The 15,415-nt window shown below is 58.2% G+C and carries 18 protein-coding genes; 6 read left to right on the top strand and 12 right to left on the bottom strand.

The features are described from left to right. Nucleotides 1-71 precede the first annotated feature (71 nt). Nucleotides 72-482 carry a Cu(I)-responsive transcriptional regulator gene (gene cueR, locus P346_RS05790; protein WP_032661458.1) on the top strand — a complete coding sequence of 137 codons (411 nt, stop codon included), beginning with the start codon at nt 72-74 and terminating at the stop codon, nt 480-482. On the opposite strand, the gene P346_RS05795 is transcribed toward cueR, so the two are convergent. From P346_RS05795 to P346_RS05805, 3 genes are read right to left on the bottom strand one after another with little or no spacing between them, the layout of a single operon-like run. Further along, nucleotides 479-931 carry an NfeD family protein gene (locus P346_RS05795; RefSeq protein WP_032661457.1) on the bottom strand — a complete coding sequence of 151 codons (453 nt, stop codon included), beginning with the start codon at nt 929-931 and terminating at the stop codon, nt 479-481. The two genes, cueR and P346_RS05795, sit on opposite strands and share 4 nt — an antisense overlap. Beyond that, nucleotides 928-1,842 (bottom strand): SPFH domain-containing protein, encoded by a 915-nt coding sequence (locus tag P346_RS05800; RefSeq protein ID WP_032661456.1) that lies wholly within the window; start codon nt 1,840-1,842, stop codon nt 928-930. Before P346_RS05800 ends, P346_RS05795 begins: the two co-directional genes overlap by 4 nt. A gap of 43 nt (nt 1,843-1,885) precedes the next feature. Then, the gene (locus P346_RS05805) at nt 1,886-2,737 is read right to left on the bottom strand and encodes a hypothetical protein (RefSeq protein ID WP_032661455.1); all 852 of its coding nucleotides are present in this window, start codon (nt 2,735-2,737) and stop codon (nt 1,886-1,888) included. 143 nt (nt 2,738-2,880) lie between these two features. On the opposite strand from P346_RS05805, the gene fetA reads away from it, so the two are divergent. Then, on the top strand, nt 2,881-3,552 hold the full coding sequence (gene fetA, locus P346_RS05810; RefSeq protein WP_032661454.1) for an iron efflux ABC transporter ATP-binding subunit FetA: 672 nt from the start codon (nt 2,881-2,883) through the stop codon (nt 3,550-3,552). Then, nucleotides 3,545-4,327 (top strand): iron efflux ABC transporter permease subunit FetB, encoded by a 783-nt coding sequence (fetB, locus tag P346_RS05815; protein WP_023310623.1) that lies wholly within the window; start codon nt 3,545-3,547, stop codon nt 4,325-4,327. The genes fetA and fetB overlap by 8 nt, the downstream gene beginning before the upstream one ends. A 51-nt stretch (nt 4,328-4,378) precedes the next feature. On the opposite strand, the gene P346_RS05820 is transcribed toward fetB, so the two are convergent. Genes P346_RS05820 through tesA form a run of 3 tightly spaced genes read right to left on the bottom strand, consistent with a single transcriptional unit; the run spans nt 4,379 to nt 6,714 of the window. Beyond that, a complete protein-coding gene (locus tag P346_RS05820; protein WP_023310624.1) occupies nt 4,379-5,233 on the bottom strand; it encodes a co-chaperone YbbN in 855 nt (284 codons plus the stop codon). 58 nt (nt 5,234-5,291) lie between these two features. Then, a complete protein-coding gene (locus P346_RS05825) occupies nt 5,292-6,062 on the bottom strand; it encodes an SDR family oxidoreductase (protein ID WP_014882827.1) in 771 nt (256 codons plus the stop codon). Between the two features lie 28 nt (nt 6,063-6,090). Next, a complete protein-coding gene (gene tesA / locus P346_RS05830; RefSeq protein WP_032661743.1) occupies nt 6,091-6,714 on the bottom strand; it encodes a multifunctional acyl-CoA thioesterase I/protease I/lysophospholipase L1 in 624 nt (207 codons plus the stop codon). Here tesA and ybbA point away from each other — a divergent pair. The 3 genes from ybbA (at nt 6,685) to P346_RS05845 (ending at nt 11,111) form a co-directional block, all read left to right on the top strand. Next, on the top strand, nt 6,685-7,371 hold the full coding sequence (gene ybbA / locus P346_RS05835) for a putative ABC transporter ATP-binding protein YbbA (RefSeq protein ID WP_032661742.1): 687 nt from the start codon (nt 6,685-6,687) through the stop codon (nt 7,369-7,371). The two genes, tesA and ybbA, sit on opposite strands and share 30 nt — an antisense overlap. Further along, nucleotides 7,368-9,782 (top strand): putative ABC transporter permease subunit YbbP, encoded by a 2,415-nt coding sequence (gene ybbP / locus P346_RS05840; protein ID WP_032661453.1) that lies wholly within the window; start codon nt 7,368-7,370, stop codon nt 9,780-9,782. The genes ybbA and ybbP overlap by 4 nt, the downstream gene beginning before the upstream one ends. A 183-nt stretch (nt 9,783-9,965) precedes the next feature. Then, nucleotides 9,966-11,111 carry a porin gene (locus tag P346_RS05845; protein WP_032661452.1) on the top strand — a complete coding sequence of 382 codons (1,146 nt, stop codon included), beginning with the start codon at nt 9,966-9,968 and terminating at the stop codon, nt 11,109-11,111. Between the two features lie 90 nt (nt 11,112-11,201). On the opposite strand, the gene mnmH is transcribed toward P346_RS05845, so the two are convergent. The 6 genes from mnmH to lpxH form a co-directional block, all read right to left on the bottom strand. Next, on the bottom strand, nt 11,202-12,272 hold the full coding sequence (gene mnmH / locus P346_RS05850; protein ID WP_032661451.1) for a tRNA 2-selenouridine(34) synthase MnmH: 1,071 nt from the start codon (nt 12,270-12,272) through the stop codon (nt 11,202-11,204). A gap of 84 nt (nt 12,273-12,356) precedes the next feature. Beyond that, nucleotides 12,357-13,424, bottom strand: coding sequence for a 5-(carboxyamino)imidazole ribonucleotide synthase (gene purK / locus P346_RS05855; RefSeq protein ID WP_032661448.1), 1,068 nt, complete (start codon nt 13,422-13,424; stop codon nt 12,357-12,359). Next, the gene (gene purE, locus P346_RS05860) at nt 13,421-13,930 is read right to left on the bottom strand and encodes a 5-(carboxyamino)imidazole ribonucleotide mutase (RefSeq protein ID WP_023310631.1); all 510 of its coding nucleotides are present in this window, start codon (nt 13,928-13,930) and stop codon (nt 13,421-13,423) included. Before purE ends, purK begins: the two co-directional genes overlap by 4 nt. 161 nt (nt 13,931-14,091) lie before the next feature. Then, nucleotides 14,092-14,277, bottom strand: coding sequence for a hypothetical protein (locus P346_RS05865; RefSeq protein WP_032661445.1), 186 nt, complete (start codon nt 14,275-14,277; stop codon nt 14,092-14,094). 68 nt (nt 14,278-14,345) lie between these two features. Beyond that, on the bottom strand, nt 14,346-14,555 hold the full coding sequence (locus P346_RS05870) for a YdgH/BhsA/McbA-like domain containing protein (RefSeq protein WP_023310633.1): 210 nt from the start codon (nt 14,553-14,555) through the stop codon (nt 14,346-14,348). A gap of 137 nt (nt 14,556-14,692) precedes the next feature. Then, on the bottom strand, nt 14,693-15,415 hold the full coding sequence (lpxH, locus tag P346_RS05875; RefSeq protein ID WP_032661443.1) for a UDP-2,3-diacylglucosamine diphosphatase: 723 nt from the start codon (nt 15,413-15,415) through the stop codon (nt 14,693-14,695).

Below are 15,415 nucleotides of genomic sequence, written 5' to 3'. Positions count from 1 at the left end.
CCGGAGTAACGCTTTTCGCTAACTGTTATGAAGGTTAAACCTTCCATCAAGGGGAAGGTCAAGGGGGAAATGTGAATATCAGTGACGTGGCAAAAAAAACCGGCTTAACCAGCAAGGCAATCCGCTTTTATGAAGAGAAGGGGCTGGTGACGCCGCCGCTGCGCAGCGAAAACGGCTACCGCAGCTATACGAAACTGCATATTGATGAGCTGACGCTGCTGCGCCAGGCAAGGCAGGTCGGTTTTAATCTGGAAGAGTGCGGCGAGCTGGTTAACCTGTTCAACGATCCAAAGCGTCACAGCGCCGACGTGAAAAAACGCACGCTGGAAAAAGTGGCCGAAATTGAACGCCACATCATCGAGCTGCAGGCGATGCGCGAACAGCTGCTGCAGCTCGCGGAATCCTGTCCGGGGGATGACAGCGCCGACTGCCCGATTATCGACAATCTTGCCGGCTGCTGTCATCGTAAGGCTTCTGCTTAGCAGGCTTTCACCCGCAGGGTAATGCCTTCCACCGCAATGACCTCAACCCGCGTGCCGGCGCTGAGGTCGTCGTCGGCGACCACCGGCCACGAGCTGTCGCCCACGCGCATATGCCCGCGCCCGTTCACCAGCGCGGTGTCGAGCGTAAAACGCTTGCCGACAATCTGCTGTCCGCGCTGGTTGAGGTGCGCGTCCAGCGGCTTCTGCTCGTTAACCCGCCGGTTTAGCCAGCGCCACCACAGCCACGCGGCTACCAGCGTGAGCACGGCAAATAGCGCACCCTGCCACGCCCAGTCCAGGGGAAGGATCCAGACCAGAAGGCCAGTAATGACGGCGGCAACACCGCTCCAGAGCAGGTAGCCGTTGCCGCCCAGCATCTCCGCCGCCAGCAGTAAGCCGCCGAGGCTTAGCCAGAAGGCATGAGGATGTGCAACGATCAGCTCAATCATTTTTTACGCTCGTTTCCGCTGTCTTTAATCAGCTCGGCAATACCGGCGATAGAGCCCATCAGGCTGCTGGCCTCCAGCGGCATCATCACCACCTTGCTGTTGTTCGCGGAGCCGATCTCTTTCAGCGCGTCGGTATATTTTTGCGCGACGAAGTAGTTCACGGCCTGGATATCACCGGCGGCGATTGCTTCAGACACCATCTGCGTCGCACGGGCTTCCGCTTCTGCCGAACGTTCACGCGCTTCCGCCTGTAAGAATGCGGACTGACGATCGCCTTCCGCTTTCAGGATCTGCGACTGTTTTTCCCCTTCCGCTTTGAGGATCTCCGCCTGTCGCACCCCTTCGGCTTCCAGAATGTAGGCGCGCTTGGTTCGCTCGGCCTTCATCTGGGCGTTCATGGAGGCGATCAGCTCCGCCGGCGGGCGCACGTCGCGGATCTCGATACGGGTGACCTTGATCCCCCACGGGTTCGTTGCCTCGTCGACGATGTGCAGCAGGCGGGTATTGATGCTGTCGCGCTGGGAAAGCATTTCGTCCAGCTCCATCGAGCCGAGCACGGTACGGATGTTGGTCATCGTCAGGTTGACGATCGCCAGCTCCAGGTTGCTGACCTCATACGCCGCTTTCGGCGCATCAATCACCTGAATAAAGCAGACGGCGTCGATGGTGACGTTGGCGTTATCCTTGGAGATGATCTCCTGGGAAGGAATGTCCAGCACCTGTTCCATCATGTTGATCTTGCGACCAATCCGGTCCATGAACGGAACAATCAGGCTTAAGCCTGGCTGGAGGGTATTGGTGTAGCGACCGAAACGCTCGACGGTCCACTGATAGCCCTGAGGGACAATCTTGACGCCTGCGCCCACAATAACCAGCGCAACAAAAATAAGGACAGGAACAACGATAAGCATAAAAACCTCCTGTTTTGCATGCTGTGACGAGAGATGTGTGTGTTTATTGCTCGTAAGTATAGGTAAAGTCAGAGATGAATCCATCACCCGCTTCGACAATGGCTTTGGATAACCCCTGGTAGTACTTCTCCAGCCCCAGCGCTTCGATACGCTGGATCTGTTCGCGGATAGGGGCGCAGAACAGAACGGCGTTCCCCGCTTCTACGCGCTTGTTATTCGGTGGAAGGTCGCCCGCGATGGCTTTGAACCACGTTCTGATGCCCTGCTTTAAATTATGCGGCGCTTTAGTCAGGTTATCCATGCCCGTCAGGATCTGCAGGGTGGGGAACTCGTCGGCCAGCACGGCGGTTTTCATGCGCGCAAAGAACTGGCTGAACAATTCAAACGATCCCAGATCGGTCACGCGCGGTTTGGTGGTTTTGCCGTTTTTATTGCCGATTTTCCCTGCGGCTGACGCTGCGGTCGGAACCGCATTCACCTTTTCCAGCTCCAGCCCGAATAACAAATTACAGTGCGCACGGCGCTCTTTCAGCGGGTAGGACATCAGCACGTCAATGAATTGGGTGGCCTTTACATCCGCAAGATCGTGGTTGATAAGCCACTGGGTACGAGAAAATTCAGCCGGAGAGACGAACCAGTCGGGTACCTCATTGAAACGTTTTGATTTTCCCTTGCCGTCAAATTCCAGGAAGTGTGACCCGTTGTCGAAGGCGAAATAGCAATTTTTGAAACTGCCGATCGTGGTGTTCACGATGAGCGCCTTCTTAACAAAATCCACCACCTCTGCACCAATGACAAAACGCGTGAGCTCCGAAGATTTGATGACTTCCATTAATGTTTCGACATCAGGAACACCAGGCTTCAGGGAAGGAAACTCATAAAAGATATGTGCCATGCTGCTTACTTCCTGTAGTGATGGTGGAGACAAATGACAAACAAAAAGTTTAACACTTGCTTTAGCGTGAGGCTATTCGCTCTGTGCGCACGAAAGGATTATGCTACAGGCGGTTATTACACGAAGCGGTTAACGGAAGCGTAATGAACGATAAAAAAGAACTATTACATCTCAGGGATATCGGATTTCGTGTTGGAGAAAACATTATTCTTCAGCACGTCGGGTTTAGCCTGTCGCCGGGCGAGTTTAAATTAATCACGGGTCCTTCAGGCTGCGGTAAAAGCACGCTGCTGAAAATTGTGGCCTCACTCCTCAGCCCGACGGAGGGCACCCTTCTGTTTGAAGGACAGGATATCGCAACACTGTCCCCGGAAAACTATCGCCAGCAGGTCTCCTACTGCGTGCAAACCCCCGCGCTTTTTGGCGACACGGTTTATGACAACCTGATTTTCCCGTGGCAAATCCGCAATAAAACGCCGGAGCCGGAAAAATTTATCAGCGATCTGGCCCGCTTTGGCCTGGCGCAGGAGACGTTAACCAAATCTGTCACTGCGCTGTCGGGGGGAGAAAAGCAGCGCGTCTCGCTGATCCGCAACCTGCAGTTTTTACCGAAGGTGCTTTTGCTGGACGAAATTACCAGCGCGCTCGATGACGTCAACAAGCGCAACGTTAACGAGATTATTCATCGCTACGCCCGGGAGCAGAAAATTGCCGTGCTGTGGGTGACGCACGACGCTAGCGAAATAACCCATGCGGATGACGTGATTACGCTTCAGCCGCACGGCGGGAAAATGCAGGAGGCAAACCGTGGGTGAGCATAACATTACCAATGAATCGCTGGCGTTTTCGATGGTGCTGGTGCTGATTGCTATTGTGGTCAGCTACCGGGAAAAGCTGGGTCTGGAAAAAGATATTGTGTGGAGTATCTGCCGCGCGGTGGTTCAGCTCATCATCGTCGGCTATGTGCTGAAGTATATTTTCAACGTCAACCACGCGGTGCTGACGCTGCTGATGGTGCTTTTTATCTGTTTCAACGCGGCGTGGAATGCGAAAAAGCGCAGTAAATACATTGATAAGGCGTTTATCTCGTCGTTTATCGCCATTACCACCGGGACGGCGCTCACGCTGGCTGTGCTGGTGCTCTCCGGCTCGATTGCGTTTACGCCGATGCAGGTTATCCCCATCTCCGGGATGATTGCGGGGAATGCCATGGTGGCCGTTGGGCTGTGTTATAACAATCTCGGCCAGCGATTCAGCAGTGAACAGCAGCAGCTGCAGGAGAAATTAAGCCTGGGGGCGACGCCTAAGGTGGCCTCGGCGCGGCTGATTCGTGAGAGCATTCGCTCATCGCTGATCCCAACGGTAGATTCAGCCAAAACGGTGGGGCTGGTGAGCCTGCCGGGCATGATGTCGGGGCTGATTTTTGCCGGTATCGATCCGGTAAAAGCGATTAAGTATCAGATCATGGTGACGTTTATGCTGCTCTCCACGGCAAGCCTGTCAACCATCATTGCCTGCTACCTGACCTATCGGAAGTTCTACAATGCGCGCCACCAGCTGGTGGTGACGCAGTTGAAAAAGACGGGATAACATCGGCTTTTGTAGGCCCGGTAAGGCGAAGCCGCCACCGGGCAAAGTGCATCAATATAACAACGCGTACAGCTGACGGCGATACTTCGACGCCAGCGCGTCTCCGGTGCCCAGCGCGGCCAGAATTTCCTGGAACATCTTACGCGCCTGACCGTCTGCGGCTGCCAGGTCTTTTTGCAGGTGGCTGAACAGCAGCTCCAGCGCCTCTTCGTTACGCCCCACCTGGTGCAGCTGCAGCGCCAGCTGGCTTGCCAGAGCGGCGTCGGCCGGATTGTCGGCAACCTGCTGCTGCAGCTGCTGAATTTCCGGGGTGTCCGCGGCCTGTTTCAGCAGCTCAATTTGTGCGACCAGCCCCTGATAGCGGGTGTCCTGATCCTGCAGCGGAACCGTTTTCAGTACGGCTTCCGCGTCTTCTGAACGGTGCAGGGCGATCTGCGTTTCCGCCAGCAGCAGGCCAATCTGGCTGTTCTGATTCGACAGCTGCCACGCCTCTTTGAGCAGCGGCAGCGCCTCGTCGTATTTGCCTTCCTGCATCAGCGCCATGCCTTCCTGAGCTTTCAGTTCTTCTTCGCGCGGCAGCACTTTATCCAGCAGGGCGCGAATAGCCTCTTCCGGCTGCGGCCCCTGGAAGCCGTCAACAGGCTGACCGTTCTGGAACAGATAGACCGTAGGAATGGCGCGCAGGCCAAACTGGGACGCCACCATCGGCTCGGCGTCGCAGTCCAGCTTAGCGAGAATGAACTGACCGTTGTACTGGGCGGCAAGGCTTTCCAGCACCGGCGTCAGCTGCAGACAGTGTTGGCTGCGTTCAGACCAGAAGTAGAACAGCACCGGTTTGGTCATCGACTGTTCAAGGGTCTGTTGCAGGTTAGCTTCTGTAATATTGACGATATTCTGTACGGACATGCGGCTTTCTCTTTTGTCGGTTTGTTCTTTACATGGGGATGCGCGTCGTCGCTTCAACTCAACCGTGTAAAATTTTGTCCATCATTCGGCCCGGCAGCAGGCGTTTTAACCAGCCTACGGCGTGGGTGACCAGCGTCACCGGATAGCGCATTTTGGGATGTTCGCTCTCAAAAGCATGGCGCACTTTGGCCACAACCGCCTCCGGCCCGAGGGTAAAACGTGCGGCAATGCCGGGGTTCTCAACCGGTTTATCCGCCTGCGTCTGGTTCACGTTTTCGGTAAAGCGGGTGCGGATCGGGCCGGGCTCAATCAGGCTGACCTTAATGCCGCTGTGGCGTAGCTCCATGCGCAGGGCGTCGGACCAGGCCTCCAGCGCATATTTGCTGGCGGCGTAGGCGCCGCGGCCCGGGGTGGAAATCAGCCCCATCACTGACGAGGTCATCACGATGCGCCCTTCACCGTGCGGCAGCATCGCGGGGAGCAGACGCATGGTGAGCTGATGCACGCCGAAGAAGTTGGTCGAAAACTGTTTCTCCAGCGTTTCGCGGGAGAGCGTATCCAGCGGGCCATACACGCCATAGCCGGCATTGTTAAAGAGCCCGTACAGACGATTGTCGGTCAGCGCGATCACTTCATCGGCGGCGCGTTCAACGCTCTCCGGCGAGTCCATATCCAGCAGCACGCCGGTAAAGCCCAGCCCGTTCATGCGTTCGACATCGTCGGGTTTGCGACAGGCCGCCAGGACCCGAAACCCCTGGCGCTTCAGTTCGAGCGCGCTTTCCAGGCCGATTCCACTGGAACATCCTGTAATTAAGACCGATTTTTGCATAACTTTACCTGTCAGGATCTCCGCTTAATCAGGAGTCATGTTTAACTAAAGGAGCCAGCCGCGTTGCCATCCAGTCGGCAATAAACGGCTGAGCATCGCGATTGGGGTGGATCCCGTCGTCTTGCATCCACTGGGGTTTGAGATAGACCTCTTCCATGAAAAATGGCAGCAGCGGAATATCAAACTCTTTGGCAAGCTTAGGGTAGATCGCGCTAAAGGCTTCATTATACCGACGACCGTAGTTAGCGGGCAGGCGAATTTGCATCAGCAGCGGCTGGGCGTTTGCCGCTTTGATATCCTGCAAAATGGTGCGCAGCGTTTGCTCGGTTTGCTGAGGCTGAAAACCGCGCAGTCCATCGTTACCGCCAAGCTCCACCAGCACCCAGCGCGGCTGATGCTGTTTGAGCAGCGCAGGCAGGCGTGACAGGCCCTGCTGCGAGGTATCGCCGCTGATGCTGGCGTTGATTACCGACGTCTTGCTCTGCCATTTGTCGTTGAGCAGAGCGGGCCAGGCCGCGCTGGCCGCCATGCGATAGCCTGCGCTCAGGCTGTCGCCGAGAACCAGTAACGTGTCCGCTGCCGCCGCGCGGAAGGTCATCAGAATCAAAAACAGGAAGGGCAAATGCCAGCGGAAAACAGTGTTGAAGTTCATCATCTTAAGAAGTCCGTCGGTCAGGGGGAACACGAGCTTTCCATCCTTACTGGAGTTGAACTCGTTGTCAAACGCGCTGAAACCATCGCGCTGATTGGCGAATCCGGCTCCGGCAAGTCCACGCTGCTGGCGATTTTGGCCGGTCTGGACGACGGCAGCAGCGGCGAGGTCCACCTTGTCGGGCTCCCGCTGCACCAGCTTGATGAAGAGGCGCGGGCCGCGCTGCGCGCGCGTCACGTTGGTTTTGTCTTCCAGTCCTTCATGCTGATCCCGACCCTGAACGCGCTGGAAAACGTCGAACTCCCGGCGCTGTTGCGCGGAGAAAACAGCCGTGAAAGCCGCACGCATGCGAAGGCGCTGCTGGAACAGCTCGGTCTGGGGAAACGTCTCGACCACCTTCCCGCGCAGCTTTCCGGCGGTGAGCAGCAGCGCGTGGCGCTGGCGCGGGCGTTCAACGGCCGTCCCGAAGTCCTGTTTGCCGATGAGCCCACCGGTAACCTTGACCGTAAAACCGGTGACAAAATTGCCGACCTGCTGTTTTCGCTCAACCGCGAGCACGGCACCACGCTGATCCTCGTGACTCACGATCCGCAGCTCGCCGCCCGCTGCGACCGTCGCCTGCGGCTGGTCAACGGTATTCTTCAGGAGGAGGCATGATTACCCGCTGGTTCTGGCGCGAGTGGCGCTCGCCCTCGCTGCTGATTGTCTGGCTGGCGCTAAGCCTGGCGGTGGCCTGCGTGCTGGCGCTCGGCAGCGTCAGCGACCGCATGGAAAAAGGGCTCAGCCAGCAGAGCCGGGAGTTTATGGCGGGTGACCGGGCGCTGCAAAGCTCCCGCCCGGTGCCGTCGGGCTGGATTGACGAAGCGCGTAAAGAAGGGCTGAAGGTGGGGGAGCAGATAAGCTTCCAGACCATGACCTTTGCGGGCGACACGCCGCAGCTCGCCAGCGTGAAGGCTGTCGATGATATCTACCCGATGTACGGCGAACTGCAGACCAACCCGCCCGGGCTGAAGCCCAAGCCAGGCACGGTGCTGCTGGCATCACGTCTGATGGCGCTTCTGAACCTGAAACCCGGCGACAGCATCGACGTCGGCGACGCCACCCTCAACATTGCCGGGGAAGTGGTGCAGGAGCCCGATTCCGGCTTTAACCCCTTCCAGCTCGCGCCGCGCCTGCTGATGAATACCGCGGATGTCGCGGCAACCCATGCGGTGCAGCCGGGCAGCCGCGTCACCTGGCGCTATAAGTTTGGCGGCACGCCTGCCCAGCTTGACGCGTATGAAAAATGGCTTCTGCCGCAGTTAAAACCGGAACACCGCTGGTACGGGCTGGAGCAGGACGAAGGGGCGCTCGGTAAATCACTTGAGCGTTCTCAGCAGTTCCTGCTGCTTTCGGCACTGTTGACCCTGCTGCTGGCGGTGGCGGCGGTTGCCGTGGCGATGGGGCATTACTGCCGCAGCCGCTACGATCTGGTGGCGATCCTCAAAACTCTGGGGGCGGGCAGGGCGCAGCTGCGCAAGCTGATTGTCGGCCAGTGGCTGATGCTGCTGATTCTGTCCGCGCTGACCGGCGGAATAATGGGGCTGCTGTTTGAAAAACTGCTGATGGTGATGCTGAAACCGGTGCTCCCGGCCGCATTGCCGCCGGCCAGCCTCTGGCCGTGGCTGTGGGCAATCGGCGCAATGACGGTGATTTCGCTGCTGGTGGGGCTACGCCCCTATCGCCTGCTGCTCGCGACGCAGCCGCTGCGCGTGCTTCGCAACGATGTGGTGGCGAACGTCTGGCCGCTGAAATTCTACCTTCCGGTGATTATTGCCGTGGCGGTGGGGCTGCTGGCGTGGCTGATGGGGGGCAGCACGCTGCTGTGGGCGGTACTGGCCGGGGCGGTTGTGCTGGCGCTGCTGTGCGGCGTGCTGGGCTGGATACTGCTCAACGTCCTGAAGCGGCTCACGGTGAAATCGCTGCCCGTGCGCCTGGCGGTCAACCGCCTGCTGCATCAGCCGTGGTCAACGCTCAGCCAGCTGTCGGCGTTTTCGCTGTCGTTTATGCTGCTGGCGCTGCTTTTAGTGCTGCGCGGCGATCTGCTCGATCGCTGGCAGCAGCAGCTTCCCCCGGAAAGCCCGAACTTTTTCCTGATCAATATCGCGCCTGAGCAGGTCACGCCGCTGAAGGGCTTCCTGTCGGAGCATCACATTATCCCTGAGTCGTTCTATCCCATCGTTCGCGCGCGTCTGACGCAGATCAACGGTCAGCCAACGGAGGGGAACAAGGACGAGTCGCTGAACCGCGAGCTGAACCTGACCTGGCAGGAGAAACGCCCTGACCACAACCCGATAACCGCCGGTACCTGGCCGCCGAAAGCGGGGGAAGTGTCGATGGAGGAGGGGCTGGCGACGCGCCTGAACGTGAAGCTCGGGGACAGCGTGACATTTACCGGCGATACGCAGGATTTCACGGCGAAAGTCACCAGCCTGCGTAAAGTGGACTGGGAAAGCCTGCGGCCCAACTTCTTCTTTATCTTCCCGCCGGGCGCGCTGGACGGTCAGCCGCAGAGCTGGCTGACCAGCTTCCGCTGGGAAAACGGCAACGGCATGCTGACCCAGCTCAACCGGGAGTTTCCGACGGTCAGCCTGCTGGATATTGGCGCGATCCTGAAGCAGGTAGGGCAGGTTCTGGAGCAGGTGAGCCGCGCGCTGGAGGTGATGGTGGTGCTGGTGACGATCTGCGGCGTGCTGCTGTTGCTGGCCCAGGTGCAGGTGGGCATGCGCCAGCGCCATCAGGAGCTGGTGGTCTACCGCACGCTGGGGGCCGGAAAGCGGCTCCTGCGGATGACGCTCTGGAGCGAGTTTGCGCTGCTGGGGCTGGTGGCGGGTCTGGTAGCGGCCATTGGCGCGGAAACGGCGCTGGCGGTGCTGCAGACAAAGGTCTTCGACTTCCCGTGGGAGCCTGACTGGCGCCTTTGGTTGATCCTGCCTCTCAGTGGCGCGGTGCTGCTTTCTCTCTGCGGAGGCTGGCTCGGCACGCGGCTGTTAAAGGGGAAAGCCCTGTTCCGTCAGTTTGCGAGTTGATTTAGCACGGTGATAGTTGCGCACCGGGTTTTAATGCCGGTGCACAGTGTTTAAATAGCACAAAGTGATAATACCCACTCATTTAGTAGCACAAAACATTAAAAACCCGACCACACAGCCCGATTATTTCCAGTTAATATTCACCCGCTAAATATTTAGCAGCGTGTCTATTAAGGAAAAATAATGACTATAAAAAAATCAGCGCTGGCGGCAACGATCGGCGCGGCAGTGGCATTGACTACCTTCGCTTCTCAGGCGGAAATCACCGTTCTTAAGCAGGATCCTCAGGCGGGTAACCCGCTGAGCCGCCTGAACTTTACCGTTGGCGGCAGTATTCGTCCTCAGTTCCAGAACATGACCGGCGACGACGGTAAAAACAGCTACAAGCGTAACGGCTTTGACGGCGGCACCCGTTTCCGTTTCGCGGCTGATTACTATCTGTTTGATGACATCAGCTGGATCAGCTACTACGAGCTGGGTGTCAATATTCCTGCGCAGTTTAACTGGGATCACCACTACGCCGACGGCGCACACGACACCACGCGTCGTATGCTCTACACCGGTCTGAAGAGCGACACCTGGGGTACGCTGACCTTCGGTCAACAGAACAGCGTTTACTATGATGTGGTGGGCGCGAAAACCGATATCTGGGACTACGACATGATCGGCCAGGCGCCAGGTAACGGGATCAACGGCGATTACGACGGTTCTTACCGTTCACGCCAGATGCTGAAATATAAGAAAACCGTGGGTGATGCCGACATTTATGCATCCTACCTGTTTGAAGACAGCGAATACCTGCCGGGCAATGGCCTGCGCTACAAGCGTAAAGGCGGCGGCTCGCTGGGTCTGGATTATCACCTGACCACCGATCTGACCTGGGGCGCAGCGTGGAACTACACCCGCGCGGACATGCGTAACCCGGACAACGGCGACAGCAAAACCTACGACCAGAACATCCTCGGTACCGCGCTGAACTGGACCCCGGACAACTGGACCTTCTCCGCAGGCGGCGGCTGGTACCAGAACTTCCTGACCACCAAAAAAGTGTCGGTTAACGACTACTTCGCCGGTGATGCATGGGGTATCGAATACTTTGCGGGCTATAAGTTCCCAATCGGTCAGTATGCGGTTAAATCTATCCAGCCTTACTTCATGGGCGACCGCATTCAGTACGTGAACGGCCGCAACTACCAGCGCATCGACAACGGCGTGGGTATCAGCTTCCAGCTGGATTACGGTTTCCGCGTGGATTACGAACACGTGTTCACTTCCAGCACCGACAACCTGGGCGACATGAACCTGGTGCGTCTGCGCTACGACTTCTAAGCCGTCTGTTCCCCGGTGGCGCTGCGCTTACCGGGGCTACAAAAGCATATGTAGGCCGGGTAAGGCGTAGCCGCCACCCGGCTTTATTTTTCAGCGATCAAGCCACTCAGCAATCTCTTCGTACGTCCCGCGATAGACAATCTTCTCCGCCTTTTTCTCCAGCTGATAGCCGTACATCGGGTCGTAATAATCCTTCAGCAGCGGCGCAAGCCAGCAGAAGTGCGCGTCAGTGCTGCCGGAGCGTTGCTGTTCCAGCAGCGCGGAATCTAACAGCGCGGTGAATTCTGCATACCGCTGCAGCCCCAGACGGCGGCGAATGGCGAACAGGCCGTGATGCAGATACTCGCTGTACTCTTTCCAGCCCGCTTCCTCGCCGTAGGCAGCAGAAAAATCCGCCCACATGTGGTCGAAATACTCTTCGCGCAGGCGCTCAAGACGGACGTCAAACGGGTCTTCGACGACAACGATAGGGGCTTCAGCCATGCGGTCGCGCAGGCACTCCGGCAGGTGGTTGGAGCCAATCATCCGGCCTTCATCTTCCAGCACCCAGCGCGCGGCGTCTTTTTTCAGGAGCTCAACCGCAAGGTGGTTTTCAAAGCTCGCCTGGGAAAGCTGCGGCGTGAGCGTGCGGCCAAACGACGAACCGCGGTGGTGCGCCAGCCCTTCCAGATCGATGCCCTGTGCGTGCTGCTTCACCAGCAGGGTTTTACCGTTTCCGGTGCAGCCGCCAATAAGCACCATCGGCTTTTGTGACTGCTCGATGGTCACCTGAATCGCCGTCTGACGCAGGGCCTTATAGCCGCCGCGGATCAGCGGGTAGTCGATGCCCGCCTCTTTCAGCCAGGCCTGAGAGATATGCGAACGCTGGCCGCCGCGCGCGCAGCAGAGAAAGCCCTCAGGATGGGCAAGGCTGGCCTCGCGCCAGGCGTTGATGCGCGCGTCACGCGTCTCGCCGCTCACCAGCTGATGGCCGAGCGCCAGCGCGGCCTCGGGGCCCTGGCGTTTATAGCAGGTACCGACGGCGGCGCGTTCGTCGTCGTTCATTAAGGGCAGGTTAACAGCCGCAGGCATCGCGCCCTGGGCAAATTCGATCGGCGCGCGAACGTCGATTAAAGGGGTATCAGACGCGAGGATCGCGCGATAGTCCGTTCCATCGTTCATGGTTATTCCAGAAGAAAACTCAGCAGCAATGGGCGGGGATTGTACGCCGGGGAAGGGGAAGGTCAACTCCCCGGCGCAGATGTCCTACTTGAGCTTTGACTGTGCCCAGACAATACCGCTCGCGTATTCCGGCGGCAGGAGCGGGATCATGGCTTCCAGGGTGGCGCTCAGGCGGCCCGTGTCGCTGTCGTTCAGGTTCAGGTGACCGACCTTGCGACCCGCGCGAACCTCTTTGTCATACCAGTGCAGATGCACGAGCGGCAGCTTCAGCCAGTCGTAGTTCAGATCGGTGCCGATCAGGTTGATCATCACCGACGGGCTGTTCACCACCGGCTGCGGCAGCGGCAGGTCGGTGATTGCACGCAGGTGCAGCTCGAACTGGCTGATGGACGCGCCGTTTTGCGTCCAGTGGCCGCTGTTGTGCACGCGCGGCGCAAGTTCGTTGATCAGCAGGCCGGACGGGGTGATAAAGCACTCCATCGCCATGACGCCCACATACCCGAGTTCGTGCATGATGGCAGAGAGCATATCTTCCGCCTGCGCCTGCTGGTCAGCATTGGCGTGCGGGAAGGCGACGCTGGTGCGCAGAATGCCGTCCTGGTGCAGGTTATGCGTCAGCGGATAAAAGACGGTATGCCCGTCGTGCCCGCGCGCGCCAACCAGCGACACTTCGCCGCTGAAGTTAATGCCCTGCTCAACGATGCACTCGCCGTAGCAGTCGTCCGGCAGTTCTGCCGTTTCATCAGCACGCAGGCGCCACTGGCCGCGGCCGTCGTAACCGCCCACGCGGCGCTTCACGATTGCCAGCTCGCCCAGCATCGCGAAAACGTCATTCCATTCGCTTTTATCGGACAGGAGCTGCCACGGTGCGGTCGGCAGACCGAGCTTGTCGAACAGCTGCTTTTGCGTCAGACGGTCGGCGATGATCGGGAACACGTCGCGGTTAACGAAGGCGTTATGACGCGCCAGCTCGCGGGTCAGCGCCGTTTCCGGCCAGCGTTCAATCTCGGCGGTGATCACGCTCTGGTGGAACGGTACGGCTTCCGGTTCGGCGTCCAGCCCGACGGGCCAGACGGCAATACCCAGCGGCTCACCGGCCTGACGCAGCATGCGGCCTAGCTGGCCGTTACCGAGGACGCAAACCTGCTTCATGCCGCACCCCGCGGGTCCGGATTGTCCAGCACCTCGTCGGTCTGGGCTTTACGCCACTCCGCCAGACGCTGGTGTAATGCTTTATCGTGCGTCGCAAGAATTTGCGCCGCCAGCAGGGCGGCATTGGCAGCACCCGCTTTACCAATCGCCAGCGTGCCGACAGGAATACCGCGCGGCATCTGGACGATGGAGTAGAGGCTATCCACACCGCTTAACGCGGCGCTTTGGACCGGAACGCCCAGTACCGGCACCAGGGTTTTGGCGGCAATCATGCCTGGCAGATGTGCTGCGCCGCCCGCGCCGGCAACGATCACCTCATAACCGTTCTCTTCGGCGCTTTCGGCGAAGCTGAACAGTTTGTCCGGTGTACGGTGCGCGGAGACCACTTCAACGTGGTGCGGAACATTCAGGATTTCAAAGATTTCGGCGGCGAACTGCATGGTAGCCCAGTCGCTTTTGGACCCCATCACGATGGCGACACGCGCCGGATTATTGCGGGAAGACATGCGTCTTAAAACTCCTGTGGTGCGAAACACACTGCTTTCGAGGGCACAGAGAATAGCATGTTATACGGGCAAGGAAAACGGTTGCGCGGTTAAAAGGCGAGCAGTTATGGCGAGAAAGAGATAACAAAAAAGACCGCACGATGGCGGTCTTTTATGTGATGTTACTGAAGATCCCCTGCGGACAGGTTCTCGTTGTCGAACGCGCGGCTGACATCGATATGATTCACCATGCTGGTGTCGGCATTCGAGCCCGATTTTGGCACGGAGAAGCGATTCTCCGCGGCCTGTGCGCCAGTGGACAACACGACTGCCAGCAGCAGGGTACTTACGATGCTGATGTTTTTCATTCTCTGTTCCTTCCTCATCGTATTGTCGCTGTCGCACGTCTTAGCTGGCGGCACGGCAATCAGGGTTTTTATTTAGTCAGTTCTGCGGTCATGTACACGCGGTTGTTGACCTTCGCGCTCGTAATTTTATAAGAGGCATTCTGCTCGGCGGCCTGCGCGGCAATTTTCGCTTCTGCGCGGTCAAGGGTAGAGGCGGTTGCGCTCACGCTTTGAGCGAAAGAACCGAAAGAAACCAGGGAAAGGGCGGCAACTGCAACGAAAGTTTTGATAGATTTCATGGTCGTATTCCTTAAGTATTTTATCTGGGATAGGGCGTATTGCCCTGATGTGATAAATAATAGGCCGACCACGGGCTGATTAAAATCGAAACAATTTGCCGATATTGTTCAAAAAAATAGAATGATGGTGTGAGGGGTTAAAACGGAAACGCGATCAGCTCCACGCCCTCTGGCGTGACTTTGACCATGGAGCCTTCGGTGTGCCAGGCACCCAACACCACGCGATGGGCCGGTTCGCCGTTGGCGATAAGGGAATGGACGTCAGGACGATGGGTATGACCGTGGATCAACCACTGAACGCCATGCTTTTCCATCACGCTAACCACGGCCTGCGGGTTCACGTCCATGATGGTCATGGATTTGCTGCTGTTGGCGGCTTTACTGCCCGCGCGCATCCTGGCGGCGATGCGGTTGCGGATAAACAGCGGCAGCGCAAGAAACACCTTTTGGATCCACGGGGTGTGGACTTTGGCGCGAAACGCCAGGTAGCCGGTATCGTCGGTGCAGAGCGTGTCGCCGTGCATGATCAGGACCCTGCGGCCATAGAGGTCGAGCACCTGCTCTTCCGGCAGCAGCGTCATGCCGCTTTCGCGAGCGTAGCGCTTGCCGATCAGGAAATCACGGTTGCCGTGAATGAAGTAGCAGGGGACGCCGGAATCTACCAGCGCACGAATGGCGGCTGCCATTTCACGGTGCAGCGGGTTAGGATCGTCGTCGCCAATCCAGGCTTCAAACAGGTCGCCCAGGATATACAGCGCATCGGCGCTTTTCGCTTCACCGCGTAAAAAACGCAGAAAACCGGCGGTTATCGCCGGTTCTTCTGTTTGCAGATGCAAATCCGCAATAAAGAGTGTCGCCAC

Origin of the sequence: Enterobacter sp. DC1 (assembly GCF_000568075.1) — a bacterium.
GTDB classification, from domain to species: domain Bacteria; phylum Pseudomonadota; class Gammaproteobacteria; order Enterobacterales; family Enterobacteriaceae; genus Enterobacter; species Enterobacter asburiae.
This window is presented reverse-complemented; position numbering and strand designations above follow the sequence as displayed.